Source organism: Sphingomonas sp. PP-CC-3A-396 (assembly GCF_004343105.1).
Lineage (GTDB): Bacteria > Pseudomonadota > Alphaproteobacteria > Sphingomonadales > Sphingomonadaceae > Sphingomonas.
Genome location: NZ_SLYF01000005.1, coordinates 144,216 through 167,242 on the forward strand (window position 1 = coordinate 144,216; position 23,027 = coordinate 167,242).

A 23,027-nucleotide genomic window follows, 5' to 3' on the forward strand; every position below is an offset into this window, starting at 1 on the left:
ATTGCGCCATTGGCTGGTGGTCAATGTTTGCCTTTAAAGTCGTGACTTACCCCGGCTGAACTAACGCTGAGCGAAGGTACCGGTTAGCGGCAGCACGCTGGATGAAGGACCGACTCGGACGCCGTATTGCCCCTTTGGCTGTTTCCATCGACGTGCCTTTTCGTCGTATACCGACAGCGCGAGCTTCTCGAAGGTAACCGTAACCGTCTTACTCTCGCGAGGTTTAAGCGGAACGGTCGCCCAACCGACAAGGCGGGCCGGTGACTTACCGGCACTTGGCGGCAAGGTCGCATAAACCTGGGCTGTTTCCGTCCCTGCACGCTCACCAGTATTTGTCACAGTGAACGTTGCACCGGCCCCCGTCACCTTCAGCGAACCGTACTCGTAACTGGTGTAGGAAAGGCCGTGCCCGAATGGGAAGAGCGGCACCTTCCCCTGATTCTGGTACCACTTGTAGCCGACTAAGGCACCTTCTGGATAGGGAATGTCAAAATCTGGTATGCTCCACCGGCGACGACCGTTCGGCAGAGTAGGATCCACCACCGGTATCATCTTGAGGCCGGCCCCACGTATCGCCGGGTTCGGCAGATCAGCTTCGGATTTTGGGAAAGAAAGCGGAAGCTTCCCTGAGAAGTTCACCTCCCCCAGCAGCAGACGTGCGATCGCCTCGCCCCCTCGAGCGCCCGGATACCAGGCAGCGATCACGCCGCCAACCTTGCCGATCCACGGCATCGTGACCGGGCCGCCTGTCTCGAGCACAACCACCGTTTTCTTCGCCGCTGATGCGACAGCATCAATCAGAGTATCCTGATTATGCGGCAGCGCGAGCGTTGGCCGATCGCTACCTTCGCTCGCGGGCTGAGCAGCGAAAACGATCGCGAAGTCCGCACCCGCAGCAACCTGCGCGGCGCGCCCGGGATCTGATCCATCGTCGTAGACGAAACGCGTATTTGGCGCAGCTGCCTTGAGAGCCTTGAAGGGAGACGAGGGGAACCACACCGCTTGCGACAGCGGATCGTCACTGATCTTTACCGCGCTGCCGCCCGGCGGATCGACTTGTCCAGACCCACCACCAGTCAGAACACCGGCATCGGCATAGCCGCCAATCACTGCCACCGTGCCGGTCTTAGCAAGAGGGAGAACATTATCATTCTTGAGGAGAACGATACCCGCCTCTGCAACGCGTTGGGCAGATTCCAATCCTGCAAAGACATCGGGCACCTGACGGCGGGGTGGGCTATCCACAATCCCGGTTGCGAACATCGTGTACAAGATCCGGCGCACTGCATCGTCCAGACGGGACTGCGGTACCGTGCCCGCTGCGATCGCATCGCGCAAAGGCCGGCCGAAAAACTTCTCGGGACCAGGCTCTTCGTGATCCAGTCCCGAGTTGATTGCGGCGACCGTACTATGAGTTGCTGCCCAATCGGAAACGACGAAGCCCTTGAAGCCCCATTCGTTCTTTAACGTGCGCTGCAACAATTCTGAATTCTCGCATGCGTGCTCGCCATTCACCTTGTTGTATGCACACATAACCATGCCGGGCTTGCCGTCACGAATACCGATCTCAAACGCAAGGAGGTCGCTTTCACGGGCCGCGCCATAGTTGATGACGACATTGCCATTATCGCGCCCGGTTTCCTGATCATTCAGAGCGTAATGTTTGATGTCCCCGATGACCTTCTGCGCTTGAAGCCCCGAAATTGCCTGCCCGACCATCTTCCCGCTTAGGACAGGGTCCTCGCCGCGGTATTCAAAGGTCCGTCCAGCGCGCGGCTCTCGTGTAAGGTTCACGCCACCAGCCAAGCTCGCATTGTACCCTTGCGCTCGCAGCTCTCGACCGATCAGCGCTCCGTACTCGTAAGCAAGTTCGGGTTGCCAGGTCGACGCCTCCGCAATCGTCGAGGGCATGAGGGTCGAGTAGCGGCTGCTCAGACCCCCGAGGGTCACACCTACCGTTGAGTCCGCCATGTCGATATTTGGAAGCCGCAGTCTCTTGATCCCGGGAACGAAGCCTGCGCCACCGCTTGAGCTGCCCCCGCGCGCCGGATCGCCAAGCATACCCGAACCGTGCACCAGTTGCAGCTTTTCGTCCTGCGTCATCTGCGCCAGCGCCAACGCCGCGCGCTCATCCGGGGTTCGCTTAGCGTCAAGCCAAGGAGTATCGGGTGAGGCAGCGGAGCCGCCCTTAGCCGACAGCGGCGCCACGGTGGGGGGAATTATCGCTTGCGCGGATGTCGGCGTTGGCAGAGCCAGCAATGGCCCGTGCGCTATTGCTGCAAGTACCAGCGTTCGGCGGATCGTCATGAAAGCCCCTCCTTTTGATCATCTTGTTTGGCCAAACGGTAATCGACTGCAAGGCGGAACGCAATAAATTAGGTCGGCATCGTTCTATTAAAGATGACTTGCAGCATTTTGTCGCCAATCCCTGCGACTGACAGCCGCACCCCGCATAAATCCGTGTGGAATCATGCAAAGCCATGCCCGGTGGTAGAATGCGTCGAAAGTCTGCGGGCGCACATTTGCAAAAGCCCTATGAAAGAGAACGAATGCGTTCTATTGAGGCGAAAATGCCGACATTAGTCGGTCAGTCGACCTGTGCGTCCATGTGGCAAAGCGGGCAATGGAGGGGAACAAGATGGATGCGCCAATATATTCGCCAGCTGCCGCTTTCGAACAGCCGAAGCCAGTTCCAACACCGCTTACGGTAAGCTCCGTTTCTCTTGCTGAGCTGATGTCGGCACCAGCGGCTTGGGCGGTCGTTTTGAAGCACGCGCCGGTTTTTAAGGTGATCGTCACCAGCAAGCAGATCCAACCCTTCATAACCAACATGATGATCGAAAGCTTCATCATTTACGGTGGGATTGTGACGCCTGCTCAAATCGCTGCCATTAACGCCGACCTTGCCAGCCTTCCCTCCAGCGAAGGGCCAAAAACATGAGCGCCTTGGTAATGAACATTGATCGACGGGGCTTTATCGCAGGCGCATCTGCTGCCCTGCTTTCTGTTCCTGCCTTCGCGGCAGATAAAGATACTCGTGCTCTGTCCGGGCGCAGCAGTCTATTCGATAACGGCTGGCGCTTCCGCAGAGGCGAAGGTGCGGGATACGAAAACGTTGGTTTCGACGACAGCAGCTGGCGATCCGTCGATCTGCCGCACGATTGGAGCATCGAAGACCTGCAGGTCGAAGCGAGCCAGAGTGGGGAGGCGTCAGCGGTCGTTGGGCCATTTAGCCGTAAGGCTGTTGGAGGCGTCGCCACTGGGTTCACAATGGGTGGCGAGGGGTGGTACCGGAAGACGTTCGCTGTCGAACCAGCACCTGACCAGCAGCTCGAAGTACTGTTCGACGGTATCTACGCGAACAGCGATATCTGGATAAACGGCCATCTTCTGGGTCATCATCCTAATGGCTATACGCCTGTATCTTTCGACCTTACCCCTCACCTATCGCCTACCGGCCGCAACGTATTAGCTGTGCGTGTCCGAAATCTCGGTGAGAACAGCCGGTGGTACTCGGGATCGGGCATCTATCGCCACGTCTGGCTTGATCGGAAGCCGAACGCATCGCGGATCGCGCGTTGGGGCATAGGCGTCACTACAAGGCGCTTGGAAGGTTCAAAGGCGAACCTCGAAATCGAGACGCGGCTCGAACACATGCTTGAGGACACCAGCATCAGCTCGCGGATCCGGGATGCGAACGGGCGTATCGTTTGGCAATCGGAGACCAGCGGCACGGCGACGGTGCGGCAGGAGGCCACTATTCCGGCCGTGCGCCCTTGGACGCCGGACGCTCCGTACCTCTACGTCTTGGAGACCACCGCTCGGCTGGGAGGACGGATCATCGACCGAACCGAAACGCCATTCGGTGTTCGTATCGTTGCTTTCGTTCCGGGTCACGGCTTGACGCTGAACGGCAAGTCGCTGAAGCTACGCGGTGGTTGCATACACCATGATAACGGCCTGCTCGGCGCGATGGCGTTTGACGCCGCGGAAGAACGCAAGGTTCGCATTATGAAGGCGCGGGGTTTCAATGCCGTTCGCGCTTCGCACAACCCGTTCAGCCCCGCGTTTCTCGACGCGTGTGATCGCCTCGGGCTTATGGTCATCGCAGAAGCGTTCGATATGTGGCGTTGGCCCAAGAACCCGCAGGACTATTCCGTGGATTTCGACGCCAATTGGCGTTCCGACCTCACGAAGATGGTGCTGTCGGAACGCAACCATCCAAGTGTAATCATGTGGAGTATCGGCAACGAGATTCCCCACCGCAACGAGCCCGCCGGGGTGAAGCTTCAGTGGGAATTGGCGAATGCTGTCCACGCGCTAGATCCCAGCCGACCCGTGACGGCCGCCATCAACGACTTCCAGGGCCGACAGGTCATTCCGTCGCAAGCAACGGCGCGAAGTGGTCGGGCCGGAAAGCCTGATCAAGCGAGCACGGTATTCCTGGACGTGGCGGGATACAACTACAAGGTCAGCATCTACGAGCGTGAGCATGCCGCTTATCCGGAGAGGATCATATACGGGTCGGAAAGCTTCTCGAAGGACATGTTCCAAACGTGGGAAATCGCTGATCGGTCGACTTGGTTGATTGGCGACTTCGTCTGGACGGCGATCGACTATTTGGGTGAGGCCGGGCTTGGCGGAAGTGCCTATGCGTCTGCCAAATACCCTAACGCTCCCGCCGCTCCGGCGGGCTGGCCCTGGGTGGTCGCGGCCTGCGGGGAAACCGACCTTATCGGACACCAGAAGGGAGCGTCGCTGGCGCGTGACGTCGTTTGGGGACTGAGCCCCGTTGAAATTGCCGTGCAGAAGCCCGTTCCGGCGGGCAAAGTCGAAGTACCGCGTTTGTGGGGCTGGCTTGATGAGCGAGCGAACTGGACGTGGGCGGGCGCGGAAGGAATGCCGCTCGGCGTTGCTGTCTATACTCGTGGTGATAGCGTCCAACTGCGCCTGAACGGTACGACGGTCGAACAAAAGGCCGTCCCGCGCGGAGCCACCCGGGTGGGATTCACCGTACCGTATGCGCCGGGGACCTTGGAAGCGGTCGCGTTCGCAGGCGGGCGGGAAATAGGACGTCGAAGCCTTACTAGCGCCGGCAAGCCGGCAGAAATCCGCATGGCCGCAGAACAAACGAAGCTTAGGGCTGATACTAGCGCCATTGCTTATTTTCCACTCGAGATCGTCGATGCCGGCGGTCGCCGAGTGGGCGATCTGCAAACCAAGGTGCAGATAAGCATAGATGGGCCAGCCGTGCTGATTGCGCTTGGAAGCGCAATCCCGACGGCCACTGGAAGCTTCCAGCAGCCGGCTGCGCAGACCTGGGATGGCCGGGCGCTCGCGATCATCCGGTCAACAGGTAAATCCGGCCTCATTCGCATCCGCGCAAACGGCGACGGCTTGCAAGCGGCCGTAGCCACGATCCGAGCGATCTGATTATGAGAACTGTTATGACGCACACGTTTGCGGGAAAATCGATCATCGTCACCGGTGCTGCTTCGGGCATCGGTCGTGCAACGGCGTTGCAGTTCGCGAAGAAAGGCGGCCTCGTAATCGCGATCGATCGCGATGCCGAGAAGCTAGCGATGTTGAAGCAGGATGCCGAAGATCACATCAAATTAATCCACGGGGACATCACAGAGCCGTCGTTTGCCGCCAGAGTTGTAGCTGATGCAGGCGGCCGGATTGACGTCCTTGCCAACGTCGCCGGTATCATGGACTTCTTTCTGCCATCTGCCGAAGTTGATGACGAACTCTGGGACCGGGTGATTGCGATCAATCTCACTGCCGCACAGCGTTTTATGAAAGCAGTGCTGCCCGGAATGATTGCCGCGGGGGGTGGAGCAATCATTAATGTAGCATCGGAGGCAGGCCTTCGCGGCGGCTGTGCCGGCGCAGCCTACACGGCGTCAAAGCACGGTTTGATCGGGCTAACCAAGAACACCGCTTTCATTTATGCGAAAAGCGGCATCCGGGCGAACGTCGTTGCGCCTGGACCAGTAGACACCGGCATCCAAGCGAGTTTTCAATCCACACTGGCGGCAGAGCGTGTCACTCCCTTTCTAACCGCTACGATCGGCGCAATCGGCCAACCTGGCGATCTCGCGTCTGCCATCCTTTGGCTTGCAGGCACCGAAAGCAGTTTTGTCAACGGCGCCGTGCTTGCGGTAGACGGCGGCTGGTCTGCAATTTGAGCTTTCAGATATCCAAACGGCGGGTATTCGGCGAACCATGATACAACTACTGTCTCGATACTCACACCAGATGTGACATATTGAACCGTTTAATCTATATTTGCTTGCTTGGACAGGCCAAGCGATGGCTGTGCAAGCAAATATCAACGATTTAGTAAAGTACCGCCTTAGGTATGATGCCGATATATAAGGGCTCGCCGATGCCCTTAACCTATGTCTGACAGACGTGGTAAGAGACTACGATAGCGTCGATGCCCAAAATACCTAGATCGGCGCGTGATCGGTTAAGTGAGACGCCTTGGCCAAGCACACGCTGCTGCCGGGGAGAAGGACGCTAGCCAGACTCTCGACAGGTGCCGTGCTACCGGCGTCAGGTCTCCAGTTTCTAGTGCTTATCACAGGCCTGTTTATCGGTCGCGGCCCAGGCGATCGCGTTTTCCAGCAGCGCGGCGTAGTGGGGATCATTATAGGTTTCGGGCAAGTGGCCAATCGCAGCGTAGAACATCCGACCCTTACCAAGGCAGTTGGTCCAGGCGATCGGGTGGTCGCCCATCCTTAGGTTCTGGCCCATAGGTCCGTCGGGTTTGTAAGAGCTCTCGTCGAGGCTCAGCACCACCTGCGCGCCAATAGTGCGAGGGTTGGTTCGGAAGGAGTACCACTCGTCCTTCATCGTCCATTCCGCGGGCAGCCCCCGGGCGAGCGGATGAGCGCCGTTGACCGCAATCCGCGCAGGCTGGAACTGTGGGTTCATCGGGTGGCCGATGAACCGCGCACCTAGCAAAGCGTCGGGGTACCAGTCCCAGAAATAGACTGGGTCGCCGGCTGAGCTGTGAACCCCGATGAAGGCTCCACCAGCGTTCAGCCAGCGCTGGAAGGCCCTGCGCTGGGACAGGGTCAGCACATCGCCCGACACGTTGTTCCAGATCACTGCGTCGAACTGGCGCAATGTGCGGGGGTTGAACGTTCCGGCGCTCTCGGTTGAGACGATCGCCCAACCATTGCGTTCGGCCATTGCTAGAATTGCGGCGTGGGCGGCATTGACCGAAGGGACGTCTTTGAAACCGTTGATTTTTTCGAAGAGCAAAAGGTGCGGCTTGCCGGCGGTCAAGGTGAATGCCGGCACGTCGTTGTCGTAGCGGGCACAGCGAGCTACGCGGTCCGCGGCGGTAACCGGCAGCTTGCGTAGTTCGACGTCGATCGCAGCGATCGCGTCGGGTTTTATGCCCGTGAAGTACGAGACTTCCTTCAAAGTCAGGATCGCCATGAAGGTTGGTGCTGTAGTGCCCGCGCTATTCGATGGCAAAGGGGCGCCCATCTTGCCTGGCATCGCCTTGGCCAGAACTGCGCTTGCGGCTGGGCTTAACATCAGATCGATCATCGGCGAGTTCGCGCTGAACGGCGTGTTGCGGTTAGGGCAATCGATGACTGGCTTGGCGACCGCGGCGAGCGGTGCGCAGGCGGCGGCTAGGGCCGCTGCAACAACGGTCAGCTTGTTCATTACGATAGCCTTCCTCGTGTGATTTCTCAGAATATTTGACCCGCACCAAACTGCCGGGCCGGACGACATTGCTCATCGCGTTATCGCTGTAGCTGAAGGTCGGCAGCGGCGTGGCACCGTCCTTCAAGCAGTCGCCTGCGATTCACCTCAAGTTCGAACAAGCCGCGCCTCGTCTTCCTCAATTGGTGCGTCGTCTTGGGCCGTGCGCGGCGTTATCAATCGGCCGAGCCTTGGCCGCAGCCATGCCTCGAACCCATCAACCAATTCGTAGACAACCGGCACAAGGAGCAGCGACAGCAGAGTCGAGCTCGCGAGGCCTCCAATGACTGCTATGGCCATCGGCTGACGGAAGGAAGACCCTTCGCCAATGCCGATTGCCGTTGGCAGCATGCCAGCTGCCATAGCGACCGTTGTCATAACGATCGGCCGCGCACGCTCACGGCAGGCGTTTAGTATTGCCTCCCGCCGCCCTTGCCCTGCACGTTCGTCCTCAATCGCGAACTCGACAATCAGGATCGAGTTCTTGGCAGCAAGCCCGAGCAACATTAACATTCCGATCAAAACCGGCAGAGTGATCGGTAGGCCACTGATTTTAAGGGCCATAAACGCTCCGAGGAACGTCAACGGCAGCGCTGAAAGAATCGTAATTGGTTTGAAAAAGCTTCGAAACAGCAGAACCATGACGAAATAGATCATCAGAATGCCTGATCCCATTGCCACGACAATACTCACCATCAAATCACCTAAAGCTTCTGAATCTCCCGTACGCGCTTCGTGGACACCAGGTGGCAATTTACGCATGATCGGTAGCGCCTCGATCTCCGCACGGGCCTGACCGAGGGTAGCGCCGGCGAGATCAGCCTGAACCGACACGCGTCGTTCGCGGTCGTAGCGAACGATTTGGCTAGGGCCCTCTTGGACCGACAGGCGCGCCACCGAAGTGAGAGGGGTTGTCTTGCCTTGCAACGTCGCAACCCGAAGATTGCCGATGCTCATGAGATCTGCGCGCGACGCGTCGTCGATGCGGACGCGGATTGGCAGCCGCTGGCGCCCGGCAGAGTATTTGGCAACGTTGGCATCGATGTCGCCGATTGTCGCCACGCGTACTGCACTCGCGATAGATTGCGTCGAGACGTTTAGACGAGCGGCGGCCTGCGGGTCGGGTTTAATAATGAGTTCTGGTGCCGACGGGGGCGGCGACAGACGAGGGTCTGACACAGTCGTGGCACCGCGCATCTGCTTTAGTAGCATTAGTTGTGCCTGCTCAAGTGCCCGAGCGTCGTCACCGGCAAGCACAACCTCGAAACCGGCTGCACCGAACGCGCCTTGGTTCGAAATGCGGACATTCGGCACCGCTCGCAGCATTGATCCAAGTGAACGCTGGAACTCATCGGTGGTTAATTCACGATCATGGCGCAGAACCACTGTGATAGTCCCGGATCCGACCGTTGATCCCCCACCACCTCCCAAACCGCCCCCACCAGTAGATCCGACTTGCGCAAACACTGTAGCAACGTCGCGCCTGGTAAGGAGATCGCGTGTTACCTGGCGTACGGCCCGTTCCATGTCCTCGCGTGCCGCGCCCGCGGTTCCTTGCATCTGCAGATACAGGGTGCCGGGATCCCCGGTGGGCTGGAACCCGATTGGAATGTTGGCCGCCACTAGGATCGCCGCGACGAGCGCTGCACCGCCCCCAGCGACGGAGAACCAGGGATGAGCCAGACACCAGTCGAGCGTGCGCGAGTACCGCCCCGAGCGTGAGGGCTCAGACTCTCTATGTGCCAGAGGTTTGAGAAAGTAGGCCGCTAGTAGGGGCGTGACCAAGCGAGCTATAACGAGCGAAAAGATAACCGCCATCGCTACCGTTAAGCCGAACTCGCGGAAGAACGGACCAATCTGTCCACCCATGAACGATACTGGCGTAAAAACCACAACGATCGTTGCCGTGGTTGCGATCACCGCGAGCCCGATAGCATCCGCACCGATGAGCGCCGCTCGGTAGGGCGTAGCGCCAGCTTCAATCCGTTTTTCGATGTTTTCGATCTCGACGATCGCGTCATCGACAAGGATGCCGATAACCAGCGTGAGACCCAGCAGCGTGATGGTATTCAGGCTGAACCCAAACATCTGCATGGCGGTGAAAGTTGGGATTAGCGACAAGGGCATCGCCAACGCTGCAATGAGAGTTGCGCGCCAGTTCCGAAGAAAGAGGAAGACTACCAACGCCGCCAGGACCATTCCCTCAACGAGGACATGCGTCGTCGCCTTGTAGCTTTCACGCGTCTCGGTGACCGTCGACACTATCTTGTCGATTCGGACGCCATTACCGCGGGCATTAAGTTGGGCCACTGCGGCGTCCACCGCTCGCTCGACGGTTACGTCGCTGGCGTTCGTGGTTTTACTGACCTGGAACGCGACCGCGGGCCTGCCGTTCAAACGTGCGAAACCGCGTTGTTCCCCGCGGCCGTCTGCCACCGTGGCGATGTCCGACAAGCGTATGTAGCGGCTCGCACTGACCGGGATGTTCAGGTCCCCCAACGCAGCAACCGTCTGCGCTGAGCCTAGAACGCGGATCGTCTGCTCACGCGCGCCAAGATCCGCGCGACCGCCACTGTCGTCTCGATTGAACGCAGCCAGTGCGGCGTTGACTGCGCTTGCGGTGACACCGTAGGCGTTCATCCGATTGGCATCGAGCAGTACGTTAATTTCGCGATCTACGCCGCCGATGCGGCTGACCTGCGCCACACCGGGCGCGGCCTGCACTGCGCGTGAGACGGTGTCATCCACATACCATGACAACTGGACTGCAGTCAGTCGGGGAGCGCTGACTGCATAGGTTATGATTGGCGCACTGGCGATATCAAGGCGACGTGTGCTGGGCGGATCGATGCCTTGCGGAAGGATGCTTCGCGTCTGCTCGACAGCCGTGCGTACGTCATCCACCGCTTTCTGCATGTCGGTGCCGATCTCGAACGTGGCACTTGTCGTTGAGGCACCAAGCGAGACGTCCGACTGCACATGCCGCAGGCCCGAGATGCCACTTAGGCTGTTCTCGATCGGACGAGTGATCTGCTCCTCCACCTCAGTCGGTGCCGCACCGTTCTGCGTCACTGTGACGATAACGATCGGAAACTCGACGTTGGGCAGCTGCTTTACTGGGAGCATGAGGTACGAAACGATACCCGCAAGGGTCAGCCCGACAACCAGCACGACAACTGGGATTGGATTGCGGATCGCCCATGCTGAAATGCGCATCCTACTTAGCCTCTGATTGGGCGGGCGTAGGACGCATCGGAACCGGCTGAACTTTGTCGCCAGGCAGTACAAAATCCTGCGATCCAGTAAGCACACGCGTGCCAGCGGGCGGGCCGGAAACAATCTCGGCCATGCCGCTCGCACGGCGACCGACCTTGACGGACACTTGTTTCACCCGATTTTCAGCGCCAATCGTAGTGACGAATGTCCCGTCGGCACTGTACGTAATTGCTGCATCCGGAAGCACTAAAACCGGCGCCCCGTCCCCAAGGAATGTCACTTCCGCAAAACCACCTGGACGAAGGTCCGAGCGTACGGGCAAGGTCACGCGAGCACGCCCCAGTCGCGTATCGGCATCAACTTGGGCCGATACTAAACGCACCCGACCCTCCACGACGGCGCCTGACGGCAAGGTGACACGCGCACCCTGCCCCACGTGGACAAGGCCCAGCCGCTGCTCTGGTATCTCGGCGTCAAGTTCTACAACTTGGCCCGCGGCAATGGTAAACATAATTGCGCTGGGCGAGGCCACATCGCCTGGACGGACCGTTCGAGTAAGGACACGCCCGTTCATCGGTGCACGGACAACCATAAGCGATTGGCGGACCGTCTGAGCTGTTAACTGGGCCCGCGCAGATCCAAGCTGGGCCCCCGCAGTGCGTGCAGCGAGACGCCGTTCGGCAATCGCTTCGTCGGACAAGACGCCAGTCTTGTCGAGTGAGGCGACACGCTCTGCTTCCTGGCCCGCGCGTTCGGAAGCGACCTGGGCCTGCACGAGATTAGCACGCTGCTGAGCGATATCCGCCCTGAGCAACGTATCGTCGAGCGTTGCCATGGGTTGACCGCGTTTAACGAGATCGCCCTGATCTACCAACACCTGCCTGACCTGGAAGCCCGAGAGTTGGCTGGCAACTGCCGCCTCTTCTCGAGAAACTAATCGTCCAGAAACGGTCAAGCCATTTCCCAAAGGACGGGAGACAATGCGTACATAGTCGACCGCGCGCGTTTCGTCTGGCTGTCGGGTAGAAACTTCTGATGACGAGCAACCGCTCGTCAGCGTTGCTATTATCAAAGAGCAATGAAATATTGATGACCGTCTTTTCATTGCGGTATTGTCCTCAAAGCTGACGAATCGTCCGAGTTCACATTTTTCGGAACCGCTTCGTTCGCCACTATCGTGCTAGCCCGCCATCCACCCCCAAGTGCGCGAAAGACATTTACAGCATCTATCAGGGCTGTTGCTCGTAAATCCGACAGGGTGGACAGGTTGGCACGCCAAATCCTCTCGGCCTGAAGCAGCGTGGTCAGGTCGACGACACCAGCGCGGTATCCAGCCCGTTGGGCTCCAAAAGCAAAACGGGCACGTTCTTCCGCTTGCTCGACTGATACCAACTGCCGCTGATCCGCGGCGTACTGAGCCAGCGTATTCTGCGCCTCGCCAAACGCTGTCTGCACAGTATTTTCATAGGCTATTACAGCTTGCTCGGTACGGGCCCGTTGACCTCGAACTTGTGCAAGCAAACGCCGACGATCGAATAGAGGAATCCCAATAGCTGGGCCAAACGACGAAGTTCGTGTCGTGTATCCACCAGCTCCGATGATTGGTACCAATCCCAAAGCAGCCGAGAGGTTGACCGAGGGCAATAAGGCAAGGGCATCTAACTTGAGGTTACCAGCGGCGGACCGCAATTGTGCCTCTGCCTGTCGGATATCTGGCCGCCGGACAAGCAAGGTAGCCGGTGTCGCGGGAGGCACAGGAGGTGGTCGACCCAAGTTCGGGGCGATTGGCAAAGCCTCCAACGCTTGCGTACCTCTGCCAAGCAGGACGAGTAAAGTTCTGCGTGCTACCTCAAGCTGGACCTCAAACGACTGTACCGCCGCCACTGCGCTCGCTTCGTCGGCCTGAAGGCTGGCCGCGTCGGCGCGGGAACCGATCCCGACCGATACACGTCGTTCGCCAACGCGAGCGAGTTCGGCCGATAATCGAAGTGTCTGGCGCGCCTGCACCAGCCGAAGAGCCACGCCTCTCGCCTCGAACAACGATGCAGCGACGTTGCTCGTCAAGCTCTGACGAGTGCCTTCATAGGCAAATCGCGCTGCATCGATGTCACCGTCAAGCGACCTCCGTAGAGCGGCGCTCCGACCGAATAGACCGAGTTCCCATGACGGTGAGAACGCGCCCGTGAATACACCCTGGGTCGTATCTGCCGTCCGCGATACGCTCGTATTTCGGGCATCCGCGCCAAGGCTCAAACCACCCTGCGGCTGATACTGAGTCGAAGCCGCGTCCCGCACAGCCCTTGCCTCATCGAGCACAGCAGCGGCAGTTTTCGCGGTAGGGGCATTGACCAAAGCTTCGGTAATAAGGCTGTTGAGTTGTTCGTCTCCAAACAAGACCCACCACTGTTCAAGCGCTGCATTGCTACCTACGGCTGGATAGGGCGTAAATGCTGTCGGCACCGCAAGCTCAGGTCGCCGGTAATCAGCCGATACGCACGACGATAGCGAGGCGACTAACGCCAGCGAGCTCAGCGCGCCGCTCAGTTTCCAACTCTCCATTCCCAACCTTATAGAACGATGTCGTTCGGTTTAAAGAAGTTTCTTATTGCTCGGTTTTGTAGAGAAACCCCTGCATGATCCGGGCCCAACGGAAGCGGAAACTGCCGCGCCTGAGTGTCGCCGACCACCCGGCAGCCATTCCGGCAGCGCCGGGCATAATGACGATTTTAATCCGCTTCCGCCCGGCATCGAAAGGGAGTTACCTTGAGCATCAGTTCGCCATTTCGGGTTCTAGTCCGCATACCAGCTAGCTGCCCCGACGTGACTGGTAACAATTACGTCGGGGACCGAGCTAGATCGTTAGAAAAGCCTTCGGACTATTCGCGGTACAAGTTATCGATCCGCAATTGCATGGTCAGCTCGAGTCCACTGCCGGTCTACCTGCTTCCGAACGCAAACCGCACACTAAGGCCCGCCTCGAATGGCGGCGTGTAACTAGCTTCGTTGTAACCGCTGTCTCCAAACGTCGTTGCGTTCTGACCACCCACACCAATACTTGCGGGCTCCCGACTGAGAAGAACACCCTTGTTAAAAAGGTTACGGGCGAACACCCCAACGTCCCATCTTGATGTCTCATCCCGCAGCCCGGCGTAGAGGTTAATGAGGGTATAGGCTGGCACACGATAGCCAATGCTTCGACGGGGGTTGGCTGGATTGTACGCGGCCAATCCACGTAGGTAGAGCTCCGACGAGCCGACAGGATACCGGACCTCGGACTGCGCTGTAGCACTCCAAATAGGATCCCGCGACACTGACTGGTTTGTTACGCACTGCGAAATATAAAGATTCGCTGCACGAAACTGGGCGATCGTCGGCGTTCCGGTATCAGGTTTGCCATCGAGATTACCATCCCGGCAGGGGACGAGATCGTTGTCTACCTTGCCGTCGGCGTAGCTCGCGGTGACACCAAGGCTCCATAATGGCGTGATTGCAAAGCTAGCGTCCGCATCGAAGCCCCTCACCGTCGCATCGGCCGCTACATTGTACGCCGCCGAACCTACGGAGACCGCAGCGGCATCAACGGATAAGTACGGTATCGACTGAGTAGTGAAGTTTAGATTTTTGAATTTCTGATAAAAGCCAGCTACATTCAATCGTAACCGCCGGTCAAAGAAGTTCGTCTTTAGTCCGGCTTCGTAAGAAGTAGAAGTTTCATTCTGTAGAAATGTTAACGCGTTCAGCGAGGGCGCGTTCTCACCATTTCGTGCAAAAAAGTTATTTCCACCGCGGCGCCATGAGCTTCCAACCGTCGCATAGGCTAGGATCGCATCGTTGAAACGATGTGACAGCGATGCGCTGTATACGATCGGAGTATCCCGTTCGTCACTTATTCCACCGCCAGCCGGAGCATTTAGATTAAGCTCGATGTTACAGTAGCCGGGATATGGTGCCGATGCGAGACCGGCTAGCGCGCAGGGCACAGGCACCGCGGCTGCTAACGTGCCAGACGTCACAACGACGTTAGTAATCGCGTTTTGCTTAGAAATAATGTAGCGGATACCACCCGTTAGCTCTGTGGTTGATCCCAGTTTAAGGGTGGCGGTCCCATAAAACGAGTCTTCCGTATACCTCCCACGGTTCTCGATCCCAACACCGAGGGTGTATGTTTGATTATAGAGTTGAGGATTCGGAATGCTATCCGGTGATCCGAAGGCACCTGGCAGATATGAGCCAATTGTCGTTCCATTTAGATTATTTTTGCTGAACGAGTGAAAATAACCAGCAGCATAACTGAGTATGGAATCTTTATTATCGGATGCCAGCCGTATCTCGTGAGATTGACTTTCGCCCTTGCCGGGCAAAACCTGGAAATAATCCCCCTTATAAGAATTATCAGCGTCGAGGGTGTTACGTGCCAGAGTGTTTGTTTTTACGTAGCCCCCGACGTAAGACAGCCTATGTCCAAGAATTGATAAATTGGCCGCGCCCGTAATCTGATGTGAGCGCTGATTGTTAAAGAAAGGAACCTCGCTCGCGCTCAATCGATCACCGCCCCGGATCACGGGTCCGTTATAACCCTTCGGGGCGGTCGCGACTAAGCCTCCCACGGCCCCATCTCCTGCAACTTGAAGATATTGGCGGCTCCGTGTGTTCGTATACTGATATACAATATTAGCGTCGAACCCGTCGAAAGGTGCAACCGCCAAGCTTGCGCGGGCACTCTCGGTGTTTCTGAAGGGGGAAACGCCACCGTTGGCACTCTTCACGAAGTTGCCTTGCCCCTGGTCTACGACACCGGAGAGCCGGATAGCCAGTCGATCTGCAATAAGCGGCACGTTCACGGCGGCCTGTCCGTTAATTGACCCTTTCTGAGTGCCGAGCATGCTAATATAACCCCCAGTATCGGCAAGATCTGGTTTGCGGCTAGAAATCAGAATAGCCCCAGAAGGCGCCGTTCGACCACGTGAAGTACCCTGCGGGCCGCGTAACACTTCGATTCCTCCAACGTCGTAAAGCGCCTGGAAAACCAGACTAGCGTTAGTTGGAATTTCGTTAAAATAAATATCAACTGTCGGCGATGGTGACGATACCGCGTCGTAACTTACGCCTCTGATCGACGGTGCGGGTGCACCGCCGCTAGCGTAGCTGCCATTGTTTAACGTCAGGCCAGGAACGACGGCTGCGATGTCTTGAAACTGAGTGAAGTTCAGCTTTTTGAGCGACTCTCCGCTAATCGCTTGAACCGTCGACGGCACATTCTGCAGGCTTTCGTTCTGACGACGCGCCGTAACGACAATGTCGGCCACGCTGGCAGAGGTGACACCTGTCGTGTCTGATTGGGTTACGTCATTTGGCACTGCGAGTATCGTATTCGACGTTGAGGCCGAAGAGGGAGGTTGCGAAACGCTACTGGGAGGGGGCGCAATCTGTCGAGCTTGAGCCGCCTGTGAGCCAACGAATGTGGCCGCACCGCAAAGCAAGGTATTCACCAAACGCTTCATTATTTCCCCCTCCAGACACGTGACGTTATTTTCAGTCCACCAATCGAACGTCGGCGTTCTTTTAGATATGTCAGGTTGAGTAATTTCGTCAATGAGTCATTTCGGTGGCGATCTGCTCTCCGCTTTTGAAGCCGTAAGAGTCGGAGCAACTTCTTCCATTTTGCCCTCTGAGAAGCGATTTCGGTGTCCCCCGGCATCGGCCATCATCGATACTCGTAGAATCTCTCTCTCTTACGACAGGTAGCCGTAAAAGCGGACACAGACTGACGTTAACTTTTCGAGTGAGGCTGCGTCCTAAATCGCGCGTATGGTTAACACAAAAGGGCTAATATAGCAGCTGGCGGGATATCTAGAACATTGGATCGTTTGTAGTAACTCTCGGGCCCGGCAGGTTCGTGATCGTTTCTCGACGTGCGACGTCATCTTTATTGGTGGATATGGTATGGATTATGGTCGGCGATTTAGTCATGCTTTTTTTTTGGAGGGGCGGGGCGGCACCCAAAATCGGTAGGGCTGGGTCGTGCATCTGCTCAATCTTCGAAAGCCTCGACAGTCTGGCGACGTCCGCGCAAATAAGCATCCGCAACGAGCTGCAGCGGCCGCACGTCCACCTCGCTAACCCGTCCGTCGATCAGCGCTGCGAACCGGGCATAGAGACCTGAATATTCCCTGTCCTCGGCATACAGTTCGCCTGTTGGGAGCGTCAGCACGGCACCGCCCTTGGAGAGGCTCAACGTACCCGCGGTGGTTTCGATAGCGATGTCCCAACTTTGCGGACCAGTCTGCCGCCAATCGAGGTCCATCGTGATCGGAGCACCCGTCGTGTCCCGAAAGCTTAGTTCGGCAGCGATCGGCGCTTTCCGGTTGGCAGGGGTCCAAAGCGTGGCCGCCGAAAGGAAGAACGCGTTCGGCAGGATCTCTGTAGCTATTGACAGTGCGTTGATGCCGGGATCGAACACGCCGAGCCCGCCCGGCTCCCAGATCCACGCCTGCCCTGGATGCCAAACGCGCACATCCTCGCGCCATACGATCGAAACCCGCTCGATCCGCTTGTCCGCCAGCCAAACTTTAGCTGGTGCAACGCCCGCCGCGAAGCGCGAATGCCACCCGGCGAACAACGTCGCACCATTCTCGGCCGCTGCCTGCTCTAGCAGGGCGACTTCGGTAAGCGTGGCGCCCGGCGGCTTCTCCAGGAAGACATGCAGACCACGTTCCAGCGCTGCGACCGCGAGGTCGAAACGCACCTGGGGCGGCGTACAGAGCGCGATTGCATCGACCTCAGGCCCGCTGGCCAGCAGCGCGCTCAAGGTCTGGTGATGCGTGATACCTGTCACGCCGTGATCGTCGGGGCTGACCGTCGCCGCGAGCTCGAACACCGGATCACTCTGGATGGCCGGCAGATGTTGGTCGCGTGCGATCTTACCCAGCCCGACGACGCCGACCCTGATAACGGTCATCGTCACAGTATCCGCACGGCAACGCTCGTGGCAGCCGCCTTCTCGAGCCGATTGCGAAGCGGCAATGTGAAGGGCGCTCCTTCGATCTCGAACACGTCACCCTCCTGCGTGGTCACGCCATCAGCGAACGACAACGTCGCTGTCCCGAAGAAATGCACGTGCACGTCTCCGGGACGACGGAAGACGTCGTATTTGAAATGATGAGCTTCGAGATTGGCTAGCGTGTGCGACATGTTCGCTTCGCCGGACAGGAAGGGCTTCTCCCAGAGCGTTGCGCCGTTTCGGATAATGCGGCTTACGCCCTCGATATGGTCGGGCGGGGTGCCGACCAAGAGTTCGGGGCCGATCGATGCCTGGCGGAGTTTCGAATGCGCGAGCCACAGGTAGTTGTGCCGCTCGGTCACGTGATCGCTGAATTCGTTGGCGAGGCATAACCCGATCCGGAACGGTGTGCCGTCGGGGCTAATCAAATATATGCCTGCAAGCTCGGGTTCCTCACCGCCGTCCTTGGCAAATTCAGGCATTGTCAGAGGCGCGCCCGGTGCGACGAGGCCTGACCCGTCACCCTTGTAGAACCATTCCGGCTGCTGCCCCACCTCGCCGGGGCCGGGCTTGCCGCCCTCGACGCCTTCGAGGAACATGCGCATTGAATCGGTCTGCTTCTCGGCAGCATCCGCTGCTGCACGGTGCATCTTGTCCCGCCCTTCGGCCGAGCCAAGATGCGTCAGGCCAGTACCCGTCATAATCAGATGCGCGTCGTCGCCATGATCGATCGGCGACAGGATCCGGCCCGCCGCAAGTTCGGCGGTAATATCAATCGCAGCACCCAGGCCACAGGCTGCAATGGCGGCCGCCAGATCGCTGCCGCTAGCGATCGCTTGGGAGGCCAGCGCACGGACGCTGTCTACACCCGCCACGATATTAGCTGCATTGGCGGTCGCAGCGATTACCGATCGCGTACCGTCAGGCGCACGATGCTGCAGGAGGCGCAAAGTCATGGGTCTTACTCCTTAGTGCCGACGCCGCTAGTACGGGTCGTCATCAATTGTCTTTTGTTAAACGGTGAAGACGCCGTCGATTAGCCGCGGGGCATCAGTGTCGTCCCGGATTACCGCTGGCAACAACGCTTCGCTTATATTCTGGTAGGATACCGGTCTCAGGAAACGGTTGATCGCCAAGCTGCCGACCGAAGTCGTGCGTCCGTCTGACGTTGCGGGGAATGGGCCACCATGCACCATCGCATGCGCCACTTCGACACCGGTTGGCCAGCCATTGGCAAGGATGCGTCCAGCTTTGCGCTCTAGCGTTGGGATCAATCGCGCGGCGAGATCAGTGTCGCCTCCATCCATGTGTATCGTCGCGGTCAGTTGCCCCTCAGCGGCGACGAGCACGGTGCGAAGTTCCGACTCGTTGCGGCAGCGCACAAGCAGCGAGGAGGCGCCGAACACCTCATCACCCAGCGCCGGGTCATTTAAAAACTGCGCCGCACTAGTTTCGAACAATGCCGCTTGCCCCTGCGCGATGCCTTCGCCGACCTTTCCCCGCGCAATGGTATTTACTGCGTCGTGGGAAGATAGCGAGGCGACGCCCCCTTCATACGCAGCGTGAATGCCACCGGTAAGCATTGTCGATGCATCGGCATCCGTCATTGCCTTCGCGGCGGACGCAACAAACGCGTTAAGCCCCTCGCCTTCAATTGCTAATACGAGACCCGGGTTGGTGCAAAACTGGCCCGCCCCCATGGTCAGCGAGGCAACGAATGCCGTGCCCAATGCGTCGGCGCGCGCCTTCAGCGCCTCCGGCAGCAGCAGCACGGGATTGATGCTCGACATCTCGGCATAGACGGGAATCGGCACTTTGCGGGCCTGCGCCAGCTTAATTAGCGCAAGACCACCCCTCCGAGATCCGGTGAACCCAACCGCCGCAATGCGCGTATCCTCGACAAGCGCCGCACCAAGCGCGTTGTCAGGACCGACCAAATGCCCGAACACACCGTCCGGCATACCCGAAACCCTTGCCGCAGTCAGGATAGCATTGGCCACTAGCGCCCCCGTCGCCGGATGCGCCGGGTGGCCCTTCACCACGACAGGGCACCCTGCCGCTAACGCCGATGCAGTGTCTCCACCGGCGGTCGAGAAGGCGAGCGGGAAGTTGCTCGCGCCGAACACCGCGACCGGGCCGAGCGGGACCATTCGTAAGCGCAGATCGGGACGCGGTAGCGGCGCCCGGTCCGGCTGCGCAGGATCGATCCGCACGCCCATCCATCCGCCACGGCGCACGACATCGGCGAACAGCTTCAACTGACCGACTGTGCGGCTGCGCTCGCCTTCTAGCCGCGCGCGCGGTAGGCCGCTCTCGCGCATTGCGGTGACGATCAACTCGTCGCCGATCGCGACGATCGCGTCCCCAATGGCCTCAAGAAATGAAGCACGTGCGTCGTTGTTAATCGCCCGATAAGCGTCGAATGCGGCTTCGGCTGAAGCACATGTCGCCTCAACGTCGGCAACGCTATGTACAGGGAAGACTTCGCCGCTTGGCTTACCGGTGCCAGCATCTATGGATCGAAACCCAGAAACACCCGAAAACTGATCGTAATTTTCTGCGTCAGTCATGACATTTGCTTCCTATTACTCAGACACATATATTTGGGCAAAGTTTGGCAATCTTGGTAGTTCTTCAATTGAGGAACGACCGTTACGCCTCTGCCTAGGAGTACGGACTATGAGCGACACGGAGATGAGCCCGGATACGATTCTACCGGAAACCGTTGAGCGTACGCCCCGCGGTACTGGGCGTCGTTTGCATGGCGCAATCGCGTACAAGCTCGGAACGGCGATCCTTTCAGGTAAATATGCCCCTGGCGATACGTTGTCAGGTGAAGTCGCATCTGCCGAGGCACTCGGTGTCTCGCGGAGTGCATATCGCGAGGCAGTGCAGGTACTTTCCGCAAAGGGATTGGTTGAAAGCCGACCGAAAGCCGGCACGCGTGTACTCCAACGCAACCGCTGGAATCTTCTCGACTCAGACGTTCTTTCTTGGGCATTTGTAAGCGAACCCGACATCATTTTTGTGCGCGGACTATTTGAATTGCGAGCCATCATCGAACCTGCTGCGGCAGCGCTTGCGGCGGAGCGTCATGATCGCGCCGCCCTTCAGATCATTAGAAATGCACTCGATGCGATGCGCCGCCATACGCTGGCGACCGAAGCAGGCCGTGCTGCAGACCGCGACTTTCACGGCGCTGTACTGAGCGCGACACGCAACGATACCCTTGTGGTATTGAGCGCGAGCATCGGCGCGGCAGTGAACTGGACAACGCAATTTAAACAGCGCGCCCGCACGCTGCCGCGCGATCCGATTCCCGATCATGTCCGTGTCTATGACGCGATCGCGTCGGGCGACCCTGCCGCCGCCAGAACTGCGATGAGCACCTTGGTAGATCTGGCATTCGAGGATACGCAAATCGCGATGCAGCATTAGCGCTTGTTACCCCTGACAAAGGCTGGCCTCCCACCAACCGGTTAAGTAGAAAGAAGTAGTCCTAACCAATACCGGGGTCCCAGCTTGAAACTTAAATTACATCTTGTTGCGGAAGCGCATTTGTTACCCGCGATCCCCAGAGCGCATAGAAAAGAACATAAAGCTCGCACGCTGCGGTGAGCAGGAACGACGTCTGCAACCCATAAGTATCGGCGAGCCACCCCTGCACGATTACAAGCGCACCGCCTGCGATCGCCATGATCAGCAACCCCGATCCCTCCTCGGTGAGCGGACCTAGACCGCGAATGCCAAGCGTGAAGATCGTGGGGAACATAATCGAGTGGAACAGGCCGACCGAAATCAGCGCCCACATCGCCACGTGACCGGTCGTGAACGTAGCTATGAGCATCACCAGACAGGCGCCGATACTGGCGAACGCCAGCACGCGCTCAGCGGGGATCGTGCGCATCACGACACTGCCAATCAAACGGCCTACCATCATGCCGCCCCAAAGGATGAATAGGTAATGTGATGCCTGTTCATGGCTGAGGTTGCCGATCTGGGGCTGGCTGACGAAGTTGATGAAGAGGTTCGCGACGCCGATCTCAGCAATCAGGTAGATAAATATTGCGGGAATGCCGAACACGAGGTTGCGGTGCGCCCAAAGCGACTGGCCCTTGCGTGCCTCCTTGGCAGAGCGCTGCGTCGCCGTGCCCATTGCGGGCAGAGGAAAACGCGCGATGACTATCGCGAGCACAACCAGCACGGCCGCGACAATCAGATAAGGTAGAACAACAGACTGCGCGTCGGCAATCCGCTCAGCCTGCGTCAGTACCGAAGTCGATCCAGCCGCGGCAGTACCGGAAGTCGAACGTCCCAGGATTAGGTAACCGCCGAACAAGGGCGCAAGCGTCGCCCCCGCGGAATTAAATGCTTGTACGAGGTTCAGGCGTGACGATGCAGTTTCGGGCGGCCCAACGACGGCCACGTAGGGGTTCGCCGCAACTTGTAGCAACGTTATGCCGCTCGCGATCACGAACAGCGCGAACAACGTGACGCCGTACGACGGCAACCGTGCAGCCGGCACCATTATCAATGCTCCGACCGCCATCAAGGCAAGGCCGAACACCATCGCACGCTGATAGCCCACCCGCTCAATCAACTTCGCCGACGGGATCGACGCGAAAAAGTAGGCGATGAACCAGACGCTCTCGATCAGCGTCGTCTGCGTATAACTTAGGTCGAATACGCTACGCAGATGTGGCAGCAGTGTGTTGTTGATTACGGTGATAAAGCCCCACATGAAGAAGAGGCTTGCGAGTAGCGTCAGCGCAGAGCGATAACTGCTCCCGCGGGCCGATGCGGCAGATCCAGTCGATAGATTGGTAGTCTGTATCGGCATTGGCATGCGGTCACCCTCTGTCCTCACAAGGCTTCGCAGTGCGAATGGTTTAAACCCCTATTCGCGCCGTTTGCCGGAATTCGTTTTGTCGGACTATATAGGGCCATAAAGCCCGTCAATGTTGGAATCCGTAAACCGAACGGATTCGTTCGAAAAGTGGAATCTTTTCTGTTACGGTTAGTCAGCCGAGACGCCGCGGCTTGGGTCAATCACGGTAAGTCCTATTTCTACCGCTTGATCGAC

Annotated in this window: 14 protein-coding genes; 4 read left to right on the plus strand and 10 right to left on the minus strand. The window is 58.4% G+C overall.

Annotated elements, in window-relative coordinates:
• Nucleotides 1-60 precede the first annotated feature (60 nt).
• On the minus strand, nucleotides 61-2,307 hold the full coding sequence (locus tag C8J40_RS11205) for a glycoside hydrolase family 3 C-terminal domain-containing protein (RefSeq protein WP_207901205.1): 2,247 nt from the start codon (nucleotides 2,305-2,307) through the stop codon (nucleotides 61-63).
• Nucleotides 2,308-2,638: 331 nt separating this feature from the next.
• Here C8J40_RS11205 and C8J40_RS11210 point away from each other — a divergent pair, with 331 nt between their 5' ends.
• From C8J40_RS11210 to C8J40_RS11220, 3 genes are read left to right on the plus strand one after another with little or no spacing between them, the layout of a single operon-like run.
• On the plus strand, nucleotides 2,639-2,941 hold the full coding sequence (locus C8J40_RS11210) for a hypothetical protein (RefSeq protein ID WP_132897108.1): 303 nt from the start codon (nucleotides 2,639-2,641) through the stop codon (nucleotides 2,939-2,941).
• Entirely contained in the window at nucleotides 2,938-5,433 is a 2,496-nt protein-coding gene (locus tag C8J40_RS11215) for a glycoside hydrolase family 2 TIM barrel-domain containing protein (protein ID WP_132897109.1), read from the plus strand. Before C8J40_RS11210 ends, C8J40_RS11215 begins: the two co-directional genes overlap by 4 nt.
• A gap of 14 nt (nucleotides 5,434-5,447) precedes the next feature.
• Nucleotides 5,448-6,191: an SDR family NAD(P)-dependent oxidoreductase gene (locus C8J40_RS11220; RefSeq protein WP_243693341.1), complete on the plus strand. Its 744-nt coding sequence runs from the start codon at nucleotides 5,448-5,450 to the stop codon at nucleotides 6,189-6,191.
• A 385-nt stretch (nucleotides 6,192-6,576) separates the two neighbouring features.
• Here the strand turns inward: C8J40_RS11220 and C8J40_RS11225 are convergent, their stop codons facing one another.
• The 8 genes from C8J40_RS11225 to C8J40_RS11260 form a co-directional block, all read right to left on the minus strand.
• The gene (locus C8J40_RS11225; RefSeq protein ID WP_132897111.1) at nucleotides 6,577-7,689 is read right to left on the minus strand and encodes a ThuA domain-containing protein; all 1,113 of its coding nucleotides are present in this window, start codon (nucleotides 7,687-7,689) and stop codon (nucleotides 6,577-6,579) included.
• A 147-nt stretch (nucleotides 7,690-7,836) separates the two neighbouring features.
• Nucleotides 7,837-10,944: an efflux RND transporter permease subunit gene (locus C8J40_RS11230; protein ID WP_132897112.1), complete on the minus strand. Its 3,108-nt coding sequence runs from the start codon at nucleotides 10,942-10,944 to the stop codon at nucleotides 7,837-7,839.
• 1 nt (nucleotide 10,945) lies between these two features.
• Nucleotides 10,946-12,049, minus strand: a complete 1,104-nt coding sequence (locus C8J40_RS11235; protein WP_132897113.1) for an efflux RND transporter periplasmic adaptor subunit — start codon at nucleotides 12,047-12,049, stop codon at nucleotides 10,946-10,948.
• Nucleotides 12,046-13,503 (minus strand): TolC family protein, encoded by a 1,458-nt coding sequence (locus tag C8J40_RS11240; RefSeq protein WP_132897114.1) that lies wholly within the window; start codon nucleotides 13,501-13,503, stop codon nucleotides 12,046-12,048. The genes C8J40_RS11235 and C8J40_RS11240 overlap by 4 nt, the downstream gene beginning before the upstream one ends.
• A 377-nt stretch (nucleotides 13,504-13,880) precedes the next feature.
• Nucleotides 13,881-16,250, minus strand: coding sequence for a TonB-dependent receptor (locus C8J40_RS11245; RefSeq protein ID WP_165911426.1), 2,370 nt, complete (start codon nucleotides 16,248-16,250; stop codon nucleotides 13,881-13,883).
• Nucleotides 16,251-16,975: 725 nt separating this feature from the next.
• Nucleotides 16,976-17,902 (minus strand): Gfo/Idh/MocA family oxidoreductase, encoded by a 927-nt coding sequence (locus tag C8J40_RS11250; RefSeq protein ID WP_132897116.1) that lies wholly within the window; start codon nucleotides 17,900-17,902, stop codon nucleotides 16,976-16,978.
• Between the two features lie 2 nt (nucleotides 17,903-17,904).
• The gene (gene araD1, locus C8J40_RS11255) at nucleotides 17,905-18,900 is read right to left on the minus strand and encodes an AraD1 family protein (protein ID WP_132897117.1); all 996 of its coding nucleotides are present in this window, start codon (nucleotides 18,898-18,900) and stop codon (nucleotides 17,905-17,907) included.
• 57 nt (nucleotides 18,901-18,957) lie between these two features.
• Nucleotides 18,958-20,514 (minus strand): aldehyde dehydrogenase (NADP(+)), encoded by a 1,557-nt coding sequence (locus C8J40_RS11260; protein ID WP_132897118.1) that lies wholly within the window; start codon nucleotides 20,512-20,514, stop codon nucleotides 18,958-18,960.
• A 109-nt stretch (nucleotides 20,515-20,623) separates the two neighbouring features.
• Here C8J40_RS11260 and C8J40_RS11265 point away from each other — a divergent pair, with 109 nt between their 5' ends.
• Nucleotides 20,624-21,382 (plus strand): FadR/GntR family transcriptional regulator, encoded by a 759-nt coding sequence (locus C8J40_RS11265; RefSeq protein ID WP_132897119.1) that lies wholly within the window; start codon nucleotides 20,624-20,626, stop codon nucleotides 21,380-21,382.
• Nucleotides 21,383-21,473: 91 nt separating this feature from the next.
• Here the strand turns inward: C8J40_RS11265 and C8J40_RS11270 are convergent, their stop codons facing one another.
• Complete coding sequence (locus tag C8J40_RS11270) at nucleotides 21,474-22,784, minus strand: sugar MFS transporter (protein WP_132897273.1); 1,311 nt, start codon at nucleotides 22,782-22,784, stop codon at nucleotides 21,474-21,476.
• Nucleotides 22,785-23,027 lie beyond the last annotated feature (243 nt).

Bases quoted from the DNA above. Each gene is read 5' to 3' on its own strand.
- C8J40_RS11205 (WP_207901205.1), bottom strand. From the start codon at position 2,307: ATGACGATCCGCCGAACGCTGGTACTTGCAGCAATAGCGCACGGGCCA.
- C8J40_RS11210 (WP_132897108.1), top strand. From the start codon at position 2,639: ATGGATGCGCCAATATATTCGCCAGCTGCCGCTTTCGAACAGCCGAAG.
- C8J40_RS11215 (WP_132897109.1), top strand. From the start codon at position 2,938: ATGAGCGCCTTGGTAATGAACATTGATCGACGGGGCTTTATCGCAGGC.
- C8J40_RS11220 (WP_243693341.1), top strand. From the start codon at position 5,448: ATGACGCACACGTTTGCGGGAAAATCGATCATCGTCACCGGTGCTGCT.
- C8J40_RS11225 (WP_132897111.1), bottom strand. From the start codon at position 7,689: ATGAACAAGCTGACCGTTGTTGCAGCGGCCCTAGCCGCCGCCTGCGCA.
- C8J40_RS11230 (WP_132897112.1), bottom strand. From the start codon at position 10,944: ATGCGCATTTCAGCATGGGCGATCCGCAATCCAATCCCAGTTGTCGTG.
- C8J40_RS11235 (WP_132897113.1), bottom strand. From the start codon at position 12,049: ATGAAAAGACGGTCATCAATATTTCATTGCTCTTTGATAATAGCAACG.
- C8J40_RS11240 (WP_132897114.1), bottom strand. From the start codon at position 13,503: ATGGAGAGTTGGAAACTGAGCGGCGCGCTGAGCTCGCTGGCGTTAGTC.
- C8J40_RS11250 (WP_132897116.1), bottom strand. From the start codon at position 17,902: ATGACCGTTATCAGGGTCGGCGTCGTCGGGCTGGGTAAGATCGCACGC.
- araD1 (WP_132897117.1), bottom strand. From the start codon at position 18,900: ATGACTTTGCGCCTCCTGCAGCATCGTGCGCCTGACGGTACGCGATCG.
- C8J40_RS11260 (WP_132897118.1), bottom strand. From the start codon at position 20,514: ATGACTGACGCAGAAAATTACGATCAGTTTTCGGGTGTTTCTGGGTTT.
- C8J40_RS11265 (WP_132897119.1), top strand. From the start codon at position 20,624: ATGAGCGACACGGAGATGAGCCCGGATACGATTCTACCGGAAACCGTT.
- C8J40_RS11270 (WP_132897273.1), bottom strand. From the start codon at position 22,784: ATGCCGATACAGACTACCAATCTATCGACTGGATCTGCCGCATCGGCC.